Below are 18041 nucleotides of genomic sequence, written 5' to 3'. Positions count from 1 at the left end.
AAAGAATAGGTAGATTAGGAGATAGAAAATTGGTAAGACAATACAGCAATGGTGATATAGACGCAGTGATGCAGATCTGGCTTGATACGAATATTCGAGCACATCATTTCATACCGTCCGATTACTGGCGTACCAACTGCGACATGGTGAGAGAACTGCTTTCTCATGCAGAAATATATGTGCATGAAGATGAATGTGCAAAGCAGATAGATGGATTCATTGGATTGAATGATGATTATATTGAAGGTATTTTTGTAAAAGAAACAATGCAATCAAAAGGGATTGGGAAACAACTGCTAAATCATGTAAAGAAAGTCAAGCCTACATTAAAATTAAACGTCTATCAGAAAAATGAGAAAGCAATTAAATTTTATCTACGGGAGAAATTTAACATCAGATCCGAAAATATAGATGACAACACAGGAGAAAAAGAATTTGTAATGGTATGGAATTAGTAACTTCAAGGTTTGTGGAATTTATATGGTGCAAAGGATAATCTGACTTCAGGAGAAACCATGTATGCATTTGCAGAACAAACCGGAGCAATTCTTACAGTAATGAATGACGGAGACCACTGGTTTCATACAGATAAGCAGATGGAGTTCCTTGATGATTGGATTCGGAAATCAATATAACAACTTCCTAATGTACCTGGCAGTTCAAGACTTCCATCCGATCTTAAGCAGACAAAGGATACAGGCGAAATCTCAATTCCAATTTACGGATAAAATCGACTGGTTTACGCAGGCGTAGGCACCGGAGGTGGATAAAAAAGAAAAATAAGCAGATACTATACCATGGAGGGATTTTCCATGAAAAAGTATAGGATCTGTTTATTTTTGTTTTTGGGAGTGAGTGTGATCTGCATTCTAATCGCGTTTTTTGTCCGGCGCAGTCAGGAAGGTGCAGGTCTGGAAAATAGAAACGAGACCGGAATCGAACAGCTGGAAACAGAAGAGACACAGGAAACGGTCGTAGAGGATCAGATGGCGGCAAACCAGGAGCGGGTACAGGCGCATCCTGTCCAGGAAGAGTATTATCTGGTGGCGGAGGATGGGATGCTTCTGATCTTTTTAAAGGATCAGAAAACGATCTGTCTTTATACACATATGCCGCTCATGGATTTTCCACCAAAGGAGCGGACAAAGCTGCGGGAAGGGATCTGGTTTTCGTCTATGGCAGAAGTGTTTCATTATCTGGAATCGTATACTAGCTGATATGTTATAAAATCTGCTTGAAAAGAGCGTGCAAACTGGATACAATAGAACGCAAATGGTTACTGCATACGTATGAACGGTAGCCACAAATGGGAACTGGGCAGATACAGCTATCTGTGAACCGTTCCTAAAATGATCTTGAGAAACAGCGGAGGAACAACGTGGAAAACGTGAAGAGAAAAGTACTGATCATCGGAGGCGGGGCTTCCGGTCTGATGGCGGCCATCATGGCGGCCCGGGAAGGCGCAGAGGTAACCATTCTGGAGCATATGGACCGGGTGGGGAAAAAGATATTATCTACAGGAAACGGGCGCTGCAACCTGACGAACCTGTCTCTGAAGCCGGAGCATTACCGGAGCAGCCAGAAGCTGTTTCCCATGAAGGTGCTGGACCGCTTTTCTGTCTGGGATACGTTAAGTTTTTTTGACGGAATCGGGATCATCACCAGAAACCGGAATGGTTACATTTATCCAAACTCGGACCAGGCGGCATCGGTGTTGGATGCGCTGCGCTTTGAGACGGAGCATCTGGGTATCAAAACGGTTTTGTCCTGTCAGATCCGTTCCGCGAAGAAGACAAAAAATGGAAGATTTCTTGTGGAGAGTGACCAGGGAACTTATCAGGGTGACTGCCTGATCCTGGCGACCGGTTCCAAGGCGGCTTCGGTGTCCGGTTCGGACGGTAGCGGCTATGAGCTTGCAAAGGCGTTCGGTCACACGATCATCAAACCGCTTCCGGCGCTGGTACAGCTAAGATGCAAGGGAACGTTTTTCAAACAGCTGGCGGGAGTTCGCTGTGAGGCTGTGGTACGGCTTGTGAGTGACGGAAAAACACTGGCAGCAGATGAGGGCGAGGTCCAGCTGACGGATTATGGTATCTCCGGTATCCCGACCTTTCAGGTAAGCCGGTATGCTTCCCAGGCACTGGACGCAGGCAGGCGTGTAAACGCGGTGCTGGACTTCTTCCCGTCTAAGAGCATGGAAGATACCAGGGCAATGTTAAAACAGAGAAAATCGATGCTTGGTTACCGTCCATCCGGCGAGTTCTTAAATGGCGTTTTGAATAAAAAATTAGCAGCAGTGCTGTTAAAACAGGCAGGAATCCAGCCGGATCGTTCCTGTGCCCAGATCAAGGACAGCCAGCTGGAGGCACTGACAATGCAGATCAAGAAATTTGAAGTCCCGGTCACCGCGACCAACAGCTTTGAGCAGGCACAGGTCTGCTGCGGTGGTGTCGATACCAGGGAACTTCGTCCGGACACCATGGAATCGAAGCTGGTGAAGCATCTGTTTCTGGTGGGAGAGCTGACCGATGTGGATGGCATCTGCGGCGGGTATAACCTGCAGTGGGCCTGGAGCACCGGGGCAGTGGCCGGAACAACAGCAGGGAGAATATAGATTATGATACGATTAACACAGATCAAGCTTCCGGCAGACCATACACCGGAGGCACTGAAGAAGAAAATAGCAAAGCTTTTGCGGATAGCGCCGGAGGAAATCCTAAAGCTTCACATTCGGAAACGTTCCCTGGACGCGCGCAAAAAGCCAGAGCTTTTTTACAGTTACACCGTGGATGTTTCCGCCAGCAGGGAAAAGGAACTGTTACATAAAGGAAAAAATCCACAGATTAGCCTCTGCAAGGAGGAGCATTACCACTTCCCGGAGGCAGGAGAGGAGCGCTTAAGGGAGCGGCCACTCATCATCGGAACCGGTCCGGCGGGACTATTTTGTGGTCTGATGCTGGCCCGCCACGGTTATCGTCCGATTCTTCTGGAACGGGGCAGCTCGGTCGAAGAGCGCCAGAAAAAGGTGAATGCCTTCTGGCAGGGCGGAACCCTGGATCTCCAGACGAATGTACAGTTTGGAGAAGGCGGAGCAGGAACATTTTCCGACGGAAAGCTGAATACACTGGTGAAGGACCCGTTGAAGCGTGGACAGCTGGTGCTGGAACTTTTCACGGAATTTGGCGCAGATCCGTCGATCCTTTACGACCACAAGCCGCATATCGGCACGGATGTGCTCGCAGAGGTGGTAAAAGCCATGCGCCAGGAAATCATACGTCTGGGCGGTACCGTCCGTTTTGATACCCAGGTGACGGATCTTCTGGTGGAGCAGCAAAATGTAAGCGGTGTGAAGGTTTCGTTTGCGGATTCACAGACCGGGGTACAAACAGAAGAAACCATAAAGAGTAGCATTGTTGTTCTGGCGATCGGACACAGCGCGCGGGATACTTTTTCGATGCTGCTTGCGCATCAGGTTCCGATGGAAGAAAAGGCATTTGCGGTTGGACTGCGTATCCAGCATCCGCAGAATATGATCAATCTGTCCCAGTATGGCAGAGAAGATGCCGTGGCGCTTGGTGCAGCTAATTATAAGCTTACCAGGCAGACGAAGAGCGGTCGCGGCGTGTACACCTTCTGTATGTGTCCGGGCGGCTATGTGGTCAATGCTTCTTCCGAAGCAGGAAGGCTGGCAGTCAACGGCATGAGCTATCATGACCGGGCGGGAGAAAACGCAAACAGTGCCCTGATCGTCACCGTCACACCGGAGGATTTCCCGGAACGCGGAGCACTGGGCGGTGTGGCATTCCAGAGAAAGCTGGAGGAGGCTGCATACCAGGCTGGAGGAGGAAAAATCCCGGTACAGCTTTACGGGGATTTCTGCCAGAACAAGATCAGCAGCCAGCTTGGCGGCGTAAATCCGCAGATGCGCGGAGAATGGGCATTTGGAGATGTCCGTTCCATTATGCCGGAACCGTTAAACCTGGCCCTGATCGAGGCGATGGAGGGCTTTGGACATATGATCCATGGCTTCGACCGCCCGGATGCACTGCTTGCCGGAATCGAAAGCCGCACCTCTTCGCCGGTGCGCATCTGGCGCGATGAGCAGTTTGAAAGTGAAGTGCGGGGGCTGTACCCTTGTGGGGAAGGTGCCGGTTATGCAGGTGGAATTACCTCTGCGGCCATGGATGGCATAAAGGTGGCAGAAGCCATTGCAAAGCGTTATGCACCATGTCCGGCAGATCAGGAATAAATAGGAAATCGCTTTTGGGCTTGTCCGGGCAGACTGTATCGGAAACAGGTTTGCCGTAGCGGCATTCAGATAAGGAGGCTAAGAAGGATGAATAGCTTCAGGGAAAAACTGAAAGAGAAAAAGCGGATCGTCATCAAGATCGGTTCCTCTTCCCTGACCCACGAAAAGACAGGGGAGCTGAATTTATATAAGATCGAAAAGCTCATCCGCGTGATCTGTGACCTGAAGGGAGAGGGAAAGGACGTAGTCCTGGTTTCTTCCGGCGCGATCGCAGCGGGAAGACAGGCGCTTGGCGGTCAGAAGCGTCCGCAGACTATTTCAGAAAAACAGGCATATGCGGCTGTGGGCCAGGCCCGGCTGATGATGGTGTATCAGCGCATATTTTCCGAGTATAACCACATCACGGCACAGGTGCTTTTAACCAAGGATACCATGACCAATGAGACCTCCCGGATTAATGCGCAGAACACGTTTGAGGAGCTGCTGCGTTTAGGCGCAGTGCCGGTTGTCAATGAAAATGACACAGTGTCCACCCATGAGATCCAGTTTGGTGATAACGACCGCCTGTCTGCAATCGTAGCAGCGCTGATCGGTGCGGATCTTCTGATCTTAATGTCTGATATTGACGGACTGTATTCAGAGGACCCACATAAAAATCCGGATGCACGTTTTATTAGTCTGGTAGAGGAAATCACGCCGGAGCTGATCGGTATGGGCGGTGGTTCGAGAAGTGATGTCGGCACTGGCGGCATGGCAGCAAAGCTGGCAGCAGCACGCATCGCGACAGACAGCGGATCGGACATGATCATTGCCAACGCGGACGATGTGAATGTGATCCACGATCTGGTGAACGGAGAAGAAAAAGGAACCTTGTTCCTGGCACATCCGAACCGGGATTTTGATCTGATGGATTACATCAACACAAAATACGGGGACGTATAAAGAAAAGATAACATCGCTGGTGCGAAAGCCAGCAGGAAAACAAGAAACGGATACAAAACAGATAGAAACAAAAATAGATAGAAACAAAAACAAGTAGAAACAAAAACTGATAGAAACAGGACAACAAGAAAAAGGAGAATTTGTATGGACCAGAGCAGCATCGACAGAATCAACACCCTGTATCATAAATCACAGTCTGTAGGACTGACAGAGGAAGAGAAAGAGGAGCAGGCAAGACTGCGCAAGGAATATGTGGCTGCGATCAAAAACAACATGCGGGCACACTTAAACAATATTTCAATCAAGGAAAAAGACGGCAGCATTACCGATCTTGGCAAAAAATATGGCGGAATCAAAGACACTCAGTCATAAGGGACTTTGTTGCAAGGAACTCAGTCATGAGGAACCGGTTCATCAGACACTCGGTTCAAAAAAAGAAATCCGCAGTCAGATCCGGGCGCTGCGGGCAGAACTTGTAAAACCGGAGCATGCCGCGGAGAAAGCGGCAATGGATGAGAGAATCCGGGAAGCGGTACTGCAACTGTTACATACGCTGAAGGCAGAAGAAAGCATCCCGCAGACGGTGTACTGCTATGCTTCATTTGGCGGTGAGGTGGACACATTTGGGCTGATGGATGCCTTATGGCAGCAGGGCTTTTCGTTGGCACTGCCGCGGGTAACCGGAAACTGCATGGATTTTTATCTGGTGGAGGGAAAAAACGACCTGGTGCCGGGCTTTCGGAATATCCCGGAACCGGCAGAACATTGTAAGACAGTGCATTGTCCCAGCGCTGTGGTGATCACGCCGGGGACGGCATTTACCAGAGCTGGAGACCGGATGGGGTATGGAGGCGGCTTTTACGACCGGTTCTTTTCGGAGGAGCCGGAACACAGAAAAGTTGCGGTCTGTTACCCATTCCAGATTTTTTCAGAGCTTCCCACCGAGGAACACGACAGACAGATGGATGATATCATAACAGGAGAAGGCTGAGGTGCGATTCCGGCCAGACATGCAGGTGTGACTGGCAGAATTTAGGAGAACCACCAGGCCACACGACAGGAGGACACGGCATGGATTTAAGAGTGATCGGTGCCCGCGCAAAGGAAGCGGCATCCTATTTAAACAATCTTGGTGTCAACGAAAAAAATGAGGGACTGCGCCAGGCAGCTAAGGCGCTGTTAGACGGAGAGGAAGATATCCTGACGGCCAATCAGGAGGATGTGATCCGGGCAGCACAAAACGGCATGAGTCCGGCACTGATCGACCGGTTAGAATTGACCCCGGACCGGCTGGAAGCGATGGCAGACGGTCTGTTAAAAATTGCAGAGCTTCCGGATCCGGTCGGCGAAGTGCTTTCCATGAAGCCAAGGCCAAACGGACTTCTCATCGGGGAAAAGCGGGTGCCGCTGGGCGTGGTTGGCATGATCTATGAGGCACGTCCCAATGTTACCTCCGATGCCTTCGGTCTGTGCTTTAAGACGGGAAATGCAGTGATCTTAAAAGGCGGCAGCGATGCCATTGAATCCAACAAGGAGATCGTAAAGTGGCTGCAAACAGGGCTTTCCCGCGCAGGACTCCCGGAGTCTTCCCTGCAGCTTATCACGGATACAGACCGGGCGGTGACGCAGGAGCTGATGCGCTTAAATGAGTTTGTGGATGTGCTGATCCCGCGCGGCGGCGCAGGGCTGATCCGCAGTGTGGTACAAAACAGCACCGTGCCGGTCATTGAGACCGGAACCGGAAACTGCCATATCTATGTGGATGAGACCGCGGATTTTGACATGGCGTTAGATATCATCATGAATGCCAAAACCCAGCGGATCGGAGTCTGCAATGCCTGTGAATCCCTGGTAGTACATAGAAGCATTGCAGGGGAGTTCCTGCCGCTTCTGGCTGCGCGCCTGGCAGAAAAGTCTGTGGAGGTGCGTGCCGATGAGGCAGCGAAGCAGATCGTGCCGGAGTTTTCGGAAGCCTCCGAGGAGGACTGGGGAACCGAGTATCTGGATTACATCCTCTCCTTAAAGCTGGTGGACTCTTTGGACGAGGCAATCCGCCATATCAACCGCTACAATACCGGGCATTCCGAGGCCATTATCACGCAGGATTATAACCATGCGCAGGAGTTTTTAAACCGCATTGATGCAGCGGCAGTCTATGTCAACGCATCTACCCGCTTTACAGACGGCGGTGAATTCGGTTTTGGCGCAGAGATCGGCATCAGCACCCAGAAGCTTCACGCAAGGGGTCCGATGGGGTTAAAGGCTCTGACAACGACGAAATACATTATTTACGGAAACGGGCAGGTGAGACCATAATGCAGCTTTATATCATCCGCCACGGGGAGACACCGTGGAATGCAGAGGGACGTCTGCAGGGGCAGACCGATATCCCGTTAAATGAAAATGGCATCCGGCTTGCGAAGATTACCGGGGAGGCTTTAAAGGACGTTCCATTTGACTTTGCCATATCCAGTCCCTTAAAACGTGCCAGACAGACGGCAGAGCTGGTGCTTGCAGGGCGTGATATCCCGATCTTGGAAGATGCGCGGATCGAGGAGCTGGGGTTTGGTTCCTGGGAGGGACTCGGCTGCCGCAAGGCAAACTTTGAGATCCCTTCGGAGCACTTCCAGGACTTTTACAAAGACCCGTTCCATTTCCAGACAGCGGCAGACGGAGAGACCATTGAGCAGCTCTGCGCCCGCACAAAAGCTTTCTGGGAGGACCTGGTAGGGAATCCTGACTGGCAGGAGAAAACCATTCTTATCGCCAGTCATGGCTGCGCGTGCCGTGGAATCCTTCACAATGTTTATGAAGATAAAACCGATTTCTGGCATGGATGCGTGCCGCCAAACTGTGCGGTAAACATTGTTTCCGTGACAGACGGAAAGGCATTGCTCGAGGCAGCTGACCGGATCTACTATGACGCGTCGGAGTGTGTGGATTTCCGCACCGGGAAAAAGATCAATTCACATTGACGATATGCAGGCACAAACTGTAATAAAATTGATAAAAAAGGTTGGGCTGAAAGTGCCAGACGCGTTTGCGTGAACCGTAACAAAATTGACAAAAAGGCTGGAAATCGGAGCGTTTTGCTCTTTGCATCCCGGCCTTTTTATGTTATAATTTTTTATTTGTAACATCAAACGCAGATAACGAGGTAAGAATGAATACAAACATGAAAACATACACACAGAACGAAACACCAGATTTTGAAATGATCCGTGCTGCGGCGCCGGAAGAAGAGGGCGCACGCCAGTACTATTTTATAGAGCAGGCGAAAAAACTGTGGAAACAGCAGTTTGAACGTCTGGAAGACAGTGGGGAGGCAAAGGAGCGTTACGGCGAAGCAATGCTCTCTGAACTTCAGGCAGAAAACAAATATGGAACCTTTCATATTGCAACCTTTGGCTGCCAGATGAACGCCAGGGACTCCGAGAAGCTCTGCGGCATTCTGGAGCAGGTTGGTTTAAAAGAGGTCGAGTCTGAGAATGCGGACATCGTCCTTTACAATACCTGTACCGTGCGCGATAACGCAAACCAGAAGGTTTACGGCCGTCTTGGCTATCTGCAGACCTTAAAAAAGAAACGTCCGGGCATGATGATCTCTCTTTGTGGCTGCATGATGCAGGAGCCGTCTGTCATTGAGAAGATCCAGAAGAGCTACTCTTATGTCGATCTGATCTTTGGTACCCACAATATTTTCAAGCTGGCGGAGCTGCTGTGCTGCCGCATGATGAGCAAAAACCGCATGGTTGTGGATATCTGGAAGGATACCGACAAGATCGTGGAGGAGCTTCCGGTAGACCGCAAATATTCCTTTAAGTCCGGTGTCAACATTATGTTTGGCTGCAACAACTTCTGCAGCTACTGCATCGTGCCGTACGTGCGCGGACGGGAGCGCAGCAGAAAACCGGAAGATATCGTAAATGAGATTAAGAGACTGGTAGCAGACGGCGTTGTGGAGGTCATGCTGCTGGGACAGAACGTCAACTCCTACGGAAAGAACCTGGAGGAGCCGATGACATTTGCAGAGCTTCTCCGCGAGGTTAATAAGATTGAGGGACTGGAGCGCATCCGTTTCATGACATCCCACCCGAAGGATCTGTCCGATGACCTGATCGAGGCGATGCGTGACTGTGAGAAGGTCTGCGCACATCTGCACCTTCCGTTACAGTCCGGCAGCAGCCGTATCTTAAAGCTGATGAACCGTCATTATGACAAAGAGGGCTATTTGAAGCTGGTGGATAAGATCCGCGCAGCAATCCCGGATATCGCCCTGACGACCGATATTATCGTCGGATTCCCGGGAGAGACAGAAGAGGACTTTGAGGAAACCATGGATGTGGTGCGCCGTGTCCGCTATGACAGTGCATTTACCTTTATCTATTCCAAGCGTACCGGTACCCCGGCAGCAGCGATGGAGCAGGTTCCGGAGGACGTTGTGAAGGAGCGCTTCGACCGCCTGTTAAAAGAGGTCCAGAAGATTTCCTCTGAGGTTTGCGGACGTGACCTGCATACGACCCAGAAGGTTCTGGTGGAAACCCTCGATGACCACAAGGAAGGCTATGTGACCGGCCGTTTAAGCAACAATACCGTGGTACATTTTCCGGGAGACGAAAGCCTCATCGGAAAGATCGTGGATGTATGGCTGGAGGAGTCCAAGGGATTTTATTACATGGGAAAGCAAGTGGAAGGACAGGAGAAGTAAGACGTGGCTGGATTATCACCAATGATGGCCCAATACATGGAGACCAAAAAACAATATCATGACTGTATTTTATTCTATCGTCTGGGTGACTTTTATGAGATGTTTTTCGATGATGCGCTGACGGCATCCAAGGAATTAGAGATCACCCTGACCGGAAAGGAATGCGGACTGGAGGAACGCGCACCGATGTGTGGCGTTCCTTATCATGCTGTAGACAGCTATTTAAGCCGCCTGGTGCAGAAAGGTTATAAGGTAGCGATCGCGGAGCAGATGGAGGACCCGAAGCTTGCCAAGGGACTGGTAAAGCGTGAGGTCATCCGCGTGGTAACACCTGGTACGATTACCAGCGCCCAGGCTTTGGATGAGACAAAGAACAATTACCTGATGGGCATTGTGTACCTGGCAGATAAAATGGGTGTTTCCGTTGTAGACAATACCACCGGAGACTTTCTGGTAACCGAGGTTTCCACCGACCGTGCCCTGTTCGATGAGATCAATAAATTTTCCCCGGCGGAGGTCATCTGCAACGATGCCTTTTCCATGTCCGGGATCAGCCTGGAGGATTTAAAGGACCGGTATCACTTTACCGTTTCTACGCTGGATTCCCATTTCTTCCAGGATGAGAGCTGCAGAAAGCTTCTTCGGGAGCATTTCAAGGTAGGAAGCCTGGAGGGCTTAGGACTGGGAGATTATGACTGCGGCGTGATCGCGGCAGGTGCCGTGCTGCAGTATCTTTACGAGACCCAGAAGAGCACACTGGATCATCTGACGACCATTGTGCCTTATGCGACCGGAAACTATATGGTGCTGGATTCTTCTACCAGAAGAAATTTGGAGCTTTTGGAAACCATGCGCGAGAAGCAGAAGCGCGGAAGTCTTCTGTGGGTGCTTGACAAGACCAGAACGGCCATGGGTGCCAGACTCTTGCGTGCCTGGATCGAGCAGCCGCTGATTCGCAAAGAAGAAATCTTAAAGCGCCAGAACGCCATTGAAGAACTGAATTTAAACTATATCAGCCGGGAAGAACTCGGGGAGTATTTAAACCCCGTCTATGACCTGGAGCGCCTGATCGGCCGCATCAGCTACAAGACCGCAAACCCGAGAGATCTTCTGGCATTCCGCAATTCCATTGCCATGGTGCCGCACATCAAGCAGCTGCTTGGCGAGTTTACCTCGGACGCGTTAAAAGAACTGACGAAGGAACTGGATCCGCTGGAGGACTTAAATGACCTGATCAGCCGGGCAATCGTGGAAGAACCGCCGATCACCGTGCGTGAGGGCGGCATGATCAAAGACGGCTACAACGAAGAGGCAGACCGTCTGCGCCATGCCAAGACCGAGGGCAAGACCTGGCTGGCAGAGCTGGAGGCGAGAGAGCGCGACAGCACCGGGATCAAGAATTTAAAAGTCAAATACAACAAGGTGTTTGGCTATTATTTTGAGGTAACCAATTCCTTTAAGGATCTGGTGCCGGAATATTTCATCCGCAAACAGACGCTGACAAACGCCGAACGCTACACGACTGACGAACTGAAAAACCTAGAAGATGTGATCATGGGGGCAGAGGACAAGCTTTTCTCACTGGAATACGACTTATTCTGTGAAGTGCGCGATGCGATCGCGGCTGAGGTGGTGCGCATCCAGAAAACCGCCCGCGCGATTGCAGCGGTGGATGTATTTGTATCTCTGTCTACGGTAGCGACCAGAAACAACTATGTGAAGCCGCAGATCAATGAGAAGGGAAGCATCCAGATCAAGGGCGGCCGTCATCCGGTTGTCGAGAAGATGATGCGGGACGACATGTTTGTCTCAAACGATACGACGCTGGATAATTCCAAAAATCGCATTTCCATTATTACCGGACCGAACATGGCCGGAAAGTCCACCTATATGCGCCAGACCGCGCTGATTGTTTTGATGGCACAGATTGGAAGTTTTGTCCCGGCAGACCAGGCAAACATCGGTATCTGCGACCGGATCTTTACCCGTGTGGGCGCATCCGATGACCTCGCAAGCGGTCAGAGTACCTTCATGGTGGAGATGACGGAGGTTGCCAACATCCTCAGAAATGCCACCCGAAACAGCCTGCTGATCTTAGATGAGATTGGCCGCGGTACCAGTACCTTTGACGGACTGAGCATCGCCTGGGCGGTGGTAGAACACATCAGCAATACCCGTCTGCTTGGTGCGAAGACTCTGTTTGCGACCCATTACCATGAGCTGACAGAGCTGGAGGGCCTGATGAGCGGTGTCACGAATTACTGCATCGCCGTAAAAGAGCAGGGCGATGACATCGTGTTCCTTAGAAAGATCGTAAAGGGCGGAGCCGACAAGAGTTACGGCATTCAGGTGGCAAAGCTGGCCGGAGTGCCGGATTCCGTCATCAACCGTGCAAAAGAGCTGGTGGAGCAGCTGGTGGATTCTGACCTGGCAGCCAGAACCCGCGAGATCGCGGAGGGAAGCGCACCGGCAGGTCACAAGCCGGTCCCGAAGCCGGACGATGTGGAAATGAGCCAGCTGACCTTATTTGATACGGTCCGCGAGGATGATATCATCGAAGAATTAAAGAATCTGGAGCTGGGAAATATGACGCCAATCGACGCCTTAAATACCCTGTACCGGATGCAGACAAAGTTAAAGAACCGCTGGAGCGGGGAGGAAAAATAAAACATGCCAAACATTCATGTACTGGATCAGAATACGATCAACAAGATCGCGGCCGGTGAGGTGATCGAGCGGCCGGCATCGGTGGTGAAGGAACTTTTGGAGAATGCCATCGACGCAAAGGCAACTGCGGTCACTGTAGAGATCCGCGAGGGCGGAATCTCGTTTATCCGGGTGACGGACAATGGCTGCGGAATCGAAAAGGACGAGATCCCGCTTGCTTTTCTGCGCCATTCCACCAGCAAGATCCAGTCCGTGGAGGATCTGTTTACGGTGTCTTCCCTGGGCTTTCGCGGGGAGGCGCTTTCCAGTATCGCGGCGGTCGGGCAGGTGGAGCTGATCACCAAGACCGGTCGTTCCTTAACCGGAAATCGTTATCAGATCGAGGGCGGTGTGGAGCGCGGCATGGAAGAGATCGGAGCGCCGGACGGAACCACGTTTATCGTGCGCAATCTCTTTTACAACACACCGGTCCGCCGGAAATTTTTGAAAACGCCGATGACTGAGGGTGCTCATGTGGCGGACCTGGTCGAAAAAATCGCCCTGTCTCATCCGGAGATTTCAATCCGGTTTATTCAGAACAACCAGAATAAGCTGCACACATCCGGAAACCATAATTTAAAGGACATCATCTACACGGTGTATGGACGGGAGATCACGGCAAATCTGCTCCCGGTTTCCGTGGCTGGGGAAGCGTTCAGCGTAGAAGGCTTTATTGGGAAGCCGACGATCGCCCGAAGCAACCGGAATTTTGAAAACTACTATATTAATGGAAGATACATCAAAAGCAATATCATCAATAAGGCCATCGAGGAGGCTTATAAGCCGTTTATGATGCAGCACAAATATCCGTTCACCATGCTGCATTTTAAAATCGAACCGGAATTTCTGGATGTCAATGTCCACCCGACTAAGATGGAACTGCGTTTCCAGAACGGCGAGCAGGTATTCCGTATGGTACGGGATACCGTGGCAGAGGCACTGCGCCACAAGGAGCTGATCCCAAAGGTGGCGTTGGAGGAAGAACGGGAGCGAAAACCGGTTCTGGAAAAGAAGATCCCGATCCCGGAGCCTTTCGAGCAGAAGCGCATGATGCAGGAACGGGCGGGACTTTTTGACACAAAATCCGCTGCGCAGGGAAATGACGGAAATTTTGTGCTGCGGGAGACGCCGGAGGAATACCGGTTAAAAAACCGCCCGGGAGAGCGTCCGGCCTTAAAGAATACCTCCCAGATCCGTAAAGAACGGGAAGAACTGCTTTCCACGCAGCAGCGGGTGGAAGCACTTAAGCGGGAGACGGAAGGACAGCAGACAGGGGCGAGAACTGGACAAAGCATCGGGACAGGAACATTGCGCCAGACCATAGACAGGGCTGGAAAATGTCTGGACGAATCCGGGCAACAGGCAGCGAAAGCATCCGACCAGAGGGGGGCAGCAACAGCCGGGCAGCCAGCGACAACCGTGTTTAGCCAGTCAGCAGTGGCATCCGAACAGCATTTCCAGGTCAACCAGGCTTTGACGGAGCTTCTCATGCGGGCACCGGGGACAACACCTGCGGATGAACTGGAAAAAATCGAAGAAGCAGGGAAAGCGGAAGAAGCAAAGTACACAGAAGCAACAACGAATATAGAAGCAACAAGGCATATGCCGGACCTGACTGAGGAAGCATCTGCAGCGCAGCAGGAAACAAATGTGCAGCGAAACGCGGAGCAATCGGAAGCAGTCCCGAATGCGTCTGGGACTGCCATGGAAAAGACCGCAACCGCCGTGCAGATGGACCTCTTCGAGGAAAAACTGTTAGAACCGCAGTCCCGCAGCCGCCACAAGCTGATCGGCCAGCTTTTTGCCACATACTGGCTGGTGGAGTTCAATGACCAGCTTTACATCATCGACCAGCATGCGGCGCACGAGAAGGTGTTGTATGAGAAAACCATGAATTCCTTAAAAACCAGGGAATACACCTGCCAGCAGATCCATCCGCCGATCATTTTAACTCTGGGAAGCCGCGAGGCACTGATGCTGGAGAAAAATATGCAGATCTTTACCGATATCGGTTTTGAGATCGAACCGTTTGGCGGAAAGGAATATGCGGTGCGCGGAGTGCCGGATAACCTGTTTTCCATCGCGAAGAGGGATCTTTTGATGGAAATGCTGGATACGCTTTCCGAGGATACGCAGGCACGCGGGGCAGACCTGATCTATGAAAAAGTTGCTTCCATGTCCTGTAAGGCTGCGGTAAAAGGCCATGATGTCTTAAGTGCCGCGGAAGCGGATGCACTGATCGACCAGCTTTTGGGTCTGGAAAACCCGTATGCCTGCCCGCATGGAAGACCAACCATCATTTCCATGAGCAAATATGAGCTGGAGAAGAAGTTTAAACGAATTGTATGATGAGGGGAGAAGCTATGAAACAGCCACTGATCGTGCTTACCGGTCCGACCGCGGTGGGAAAAACCGCGCTGTCGATCGAGCTTGCAAAGGCGCTGAACGGAGAGATCATCAGCGCAGATTCCATGCAGGTGTACCGGCACATGGATATTGGGTCAGCCAAGATCACAAAGAAAGAGATGGATGGTGTCCCGCATCACCTGATCGATGTGCTGGAGCCGTGGGAAGAATTTAATGTGACCCGGTTTCAGTCGATGGCGAAGGAAGCCATGAAAGGAATCTACAGCCGCGGACACGTTCCGATCGTGACGGGCGGTACCGGGTTTTACATCCAGGCACTGGCTTACGATATTGATTTTACGGAAAATGAAGACCATAGCGGGCTCCGGGCAGAACTGGAGCAGCTGGCAGAGGAAAAGGGCGAAGCTTTCCTGCACCAGATGTTAGCAGAAATTGACCCGGAGTCTGCAGAGGCGATCCATGCAAACAATGCAAAGCGGGTGATCCGCGCGATCGAGTATTACCGCCTTACCGGTGAAAAGATTTCCGAGCATAACAAGAGGGAGCGCGAAAAGCAATCCCCGTATGATCTGTATTATTATGTGTTAAACCGTGACCGCAAGACGCTTTATGAGCGGATCGACCAGCGTGTGGATATCATGATGGAGCAGGGACTGCCGGATGAGGTGAACCGCTTAAAAGCCATGGGCTGCACCCGGGACATGGTAGCCATGCAGGGGCTTGGTTATAAAGAAATGCTGGATTACCTGGATGGGAAGATCAGCCTGGAAGAGGCGGTCTACATCATCAAGCGTGATACCAGGCATTTTGCAAAACGCCAGCTGACTTGGTTTAAGCGGGAAAAAGAAGTCTGCTTTATTGAAATCGAACAGTTTGGGGCAGATCAGAAAAAAATCTTAAACTGGATCTGCAACGATTACTTTGGAGGAAGAAACGAACATGGAACTGAATGAAATGTACAAGGAACTGGGCATCAGCCAGAAGGTTCTGGAATTTGGAGAAGAGATTGAAAAAAGTTTAAAGGAACGCTTTGCAGGTATTGACCAGACTGCAGAATACAACCAGATGAAGGTGTTAAAGGCGATGCAGGAGTCCAGAGTCAGCGATATCCATTTCGCTGCAACGACCGGGTACGGTTACAACGATCTGGGCCGTGATACCCTGGAAGAGGTATACGCGAAAGCGTTCCACGGCGAGGATGCCCTGGTACGTCCGCAGCTGATCTCCGGTACCCATGCGCTGCACGTGGCATTATCCAGCAACCTGCGCCCGGGAGATGAGCTCCTTTCCCCGGTTGGAAAACCGTATGATACCTTAGAGGAAGTGATCGGCATCCGCGAATCTGCCGGCTCTTTAAAGGAATATGGTGTGGTATACCGTCAGGTGGACCTGTTAGAGGACGGAACTTTCGATTATGAAAATATCCGCAAGGCCATCAATGAGAAAACAAAACTGATCACGATCCAGCGTTCCAAGGGCTATGCGACACGCCCGACCTTTTCCGTGAGCCAGATTGGTGAGCTGATCGCATTCTGCAAGAGCGTGAAGCCGGATGTGATCTGCATGGTAGACAACTGCTACGGTGAGTTCGTAGAGCGGATCGAGCCGACGGATGTAGGCGCGGACATGATCGTCGGCTCCCTGATCAAGAACCCGGGCGGCGGCCTGGCACCGATCGGCGGCTATATCGTCGGAAAGAAATCCTGCATTGAGCAGGCTTCCTACCGTTTAAGCGCACCGGGACTTGGCAAAGAGGTCGGCGCAAGCCTGGGCTTAAACCAGTCCTTCTTCCAGGGATTGTTTTTATCCCCGACAGTCGTTGCTGGCGCATTAAAGGGTGCGATCTTTGCAGCAAATGTTTATGAGAAGCTTGGCTTTGCAGTCGTTCCGAACAGTACCGAATCCCGCCACGACATCATCCAGGCAGTTACCTTTGGCACGGCAGAGGGCATGATCGCATTCTGCCAGGGCATTCAGGCGGCGGCACCGGTAGACAGCTTCGTCTCCCCGGAACCGTGGGATATGCCGGGCTACGATGCGCCGGTCATCATGGCAGCAGGCGCTTTCGTCCAGGGCTCTTCGATCGAACTGAGCGCAGATGGCCCGATCAAGCCGCCGTATGCCGTGTATTTCCAGGGCGGACTGACCTGGTACCATGCAAAACTTGGTATTTTGATGTCCCTGCAGAAACTGGTTGAGGCAGGGATCGTAACCCTGTAATACCGAAGGAATACTTGGATTTTCATAGCCGAAAATCTTAACCATTTCTAAAGTTTTCCATTTTTTGTATACACGAAAATTAATTTGTGGTAAACTAAAATGCGGTGGTGTCACCTTCTGCTTCGTACTTGGAGAGAGAATGGAGGGTGAACAATATGATACACACTAAGATGAAAGAACTGCCCTGTGAGGAGCGGCCATATGAACGCTGCGTAAAATCCGGCCCGGAGCATTTAAGCGATGCACAGCTTCTTGCTGTGATCCTCCGGACCGGTAGTGCGCAGGAGAGCGTACTGGAGCTGGCAACCCGGATCCTGGAGCTTGGAGGTCCCGGAGAAGGAATTCTGGGACTTTTGCATTTGTCCCTTCCGGAGCTGATGGGCATCAAGGGCATCGGGCAGGTAAAGGCCATCCAGCTGCAGTGCATCGGAGAACTTTCCAGACGCATCTGGAAACGCAAAGCCATGAAAAGCCCGGTCCGTTATAACGAGCCGGCGCAGGTGGCAGAATACTATCAGGAAGATTTGCGTCATAAGGAACAGGAAGAGTTCCACATGATGCTTTTTAATACCAAACAGAACATGATCGGAGACGTAGCACTGTCGAAAGGGACGGTGAATGCGTCTCTTGCCACACCGAGGGAAATCTTTATCCAGGCACTCCGGTTTCAGGCAGTCAGCCTGATCCTGGTGCACAATCACCCGAGCGGCGACCCGGAACCAAGCAGGGAGGATATCCTGCTTACCAGACGGGTGGAGGAAGCCGGAAAGGTGATCGGGATCGCGGTGTTAGATCATATCATCATAGGTGACGGCACTTATGTCAGCATAAAAGAACGGGGATTATAAC

General features: G+C 51.3%; 14 protein-coding genes and 1 pseudogene. All 15 read left to right on the top strand.

Annotated elements, in window-relative coordinates; translation table 11 throughout:
- The first annotated feature begins 29 nt into the window (after positions 1 to 29).
- The 15 genes and pseudogenes from DW922_RS13250 (at position 30) to radC (ending at position 18040) form a co-directional block, all read left to right on the top strand.
- Positions 30 to 455 carry a GNAT family N-acetyltransferase gene (locus tag DW922_RS13250; protein WP_118544191.1) on the top strand — a complete coding sequence of 142 codons (426 nt, stop codon included), beginning with the start codon at positions 30 to 32 and terminating at the stop codon, positions 453 to 455.
- A 357-nt stretch (positions 456 to 812) separates the two neighbouring features.
- Complete coding sequence (locus DW922_RS13245) at positions 813 to 1217, top strand: hypothetical protein (RefSeq protein ID WP_118544222.1); 405 nt, start codon at positions 813 to 815, stop codon at positions 1215 to 1217.
- 155 nt (positions 1218 to 1372) lie between these two features.
- A pseudogene (locus DW922_RS13240) lies at positions 1373 to 2614 on the top strand (NAD(P)/FAD-dependent oxidoreductase); the annotation flags it as partial.
- A gap of 3 nt (positions 2615 to 2617) precedes the next feature.
- A complete protein-coding gene (locus tag DW922_RS13235) occupies positions 2618 to 4249 on the top strand; it encodes an FAD-dependent protein (protein ID WP_118726826.1) in 1632 nt (543 codons plus the stop codon).
- A gap of 87 nt (positions 4250 to 4336) precedes the next feature.
- Positions 4337 to 5191, top strand: coding sequence for a glutamate 5-kinase (gene proB, locus DW922_RS13230; RefSeq protein WP_118726825.1), 855 nt, complete (start codon positions 4337 to 4339; stop codon positions 5189 to 5191).
- A gap of 144 nt (positions 5192 to 5335) precedes the next feature.
- Entirely contained in the window at positions 5336 to 5563 is a 228-nt protein-coding gene (locus DW922_RS13225; protein ID WP_118544194.1) for a DUF896 domain-containing protein, read from the top strand.
- Positions 5535 to 6182 carry a 5-formyltetrahydrofolate cyclo-ligase gene (locus DW922_RS13220; RefSeq protein ID WP_118726824.1) on the top strand — a complete coding sequence of 216 codons (648 nt, stop codon included), beginning with the start codon at positions 5535 to 5537 and terminating at the stop codon, positions 6180 to 6182. The genes DW922_RS13225 and DW922_RS13220 overlap by 29 nt, the downstream gene beginning before the upstream one ends.
- Before the next feature lie 80 nt (positions 6183 to 6262).
- Positions 6263 to 7507, top strand: coding sequence for a glutamate-5-semialdehyde dehydrogenase (locus tag DW922_RS13215; protein WP_118726823.1), 1245 nt, complete (start codon positions 6263 to 6265; stop codon positions 7505 to 7507).
- Positions 7507 to 8166 carry a histidine phosphatase family protein gene (locus tag DW922_RS13210; protein WP_195715072.1) on the top strand — a complete coding sequence of 220 codons (660 nt, stop codon included), beginning with the start codon at positions 7507 to 7509 and terminating at the stop codon, positions 8164 to 8166. The genes DW922_RS13215 and DW922_RS13210 overlap by 1 nt, the downstream gene beginning before the upstream one ends.
- A 200-nt stretch (positions 8167 to 8366) precedes the next feature.
- Complete coding sequence (miaB, locus tag DW922_RS13205) at positions 8367 to 9899, top strand: tRNA (N6-isopentenyl adenosine(37)-C2)-methylthiotransferase MiaB (RefSeq protein ID WP_195715071.1); 1533 nt, start codon at positions 8367 to 8369, stop codon at positions 9897 to 9899.
- A 21-nt stretch (positions 9900 to 9920) separates the two neighbouring features.
- Entirely contained in the window at positions 9921 to 12566 is a 2646-nt protein-coding gene (gene mutS / locus DW922_RS13200; protein WP_118726821.1) for a DNA mismatch repair protein MutS, read from the top strand.
- Positions 12567 to 12569: 3 nt separating this feature from the next.
- Positions 12570 to 14954: a DNA mismatch repair endonuclease MutL gene (gene mutL / locus DW922_RS13195; protein ID WP_118726820.1), complete on the top strand. Its 2385-nt coding sequence runs from the start codon at positions 12570 to 12572 to the stop codon at positions 14952 to 14954.
- Between the two features lie 14 nt (positions 14955 to 14968).
- On the top strand, positions 14969 to 15925 hold the full coding sequence (gene miaA / locus DW922_RS13190; RefSeq protein WP_118726819.1) for a tRNA (adenosine(37)-N6)-dimethylallyltransferase MiaA: 957 nt from the start codon (positions 14969 to 14971) through the stop codon (positions 15923 to 15925).
- The gene (locus DW922_RS13185) at positions 15912 to 17192 is read left to right on the top strand and encodes a methionine gamma-lyase family protein (RefSeq protein ID WP_118544202.1); all 1281 of its coding nucleotides are present in this window, start codon (positions 15912 to 15914) and stop codon (positions 17190 to 17192) included. The genes miaA and DW922_RS13185 overlap by 14 nt, the downstream gene beginning before the upstream one ends.
- A gap of 155 nt (positions 17193 to 17347) precedes the next feature.
- Positions 17348 to 18040, top strand: coding sequence for a DNA repair protein RadC (gene radC, locus DW922_RS13180; RefSeq protein ID WP_118726818.1), 693 nt, complete (start codon positions 17348 to 17350; stop codon positions 18038 to 18040).
- Position 18041: the final 1 nt, after the last annotated feature.

The sequence above is a fragment of the Clostridium sp. AM42-4 genome, assembly GCF_003480105.1.
GTDB lineage: Bacteria > Bacillota > Clostridia > Lachnospirales > Lachnospiraceae > Brotaphodocola.
This window is presented reverse-complemented; position numbering and strand designations above follow the sequence as displayed.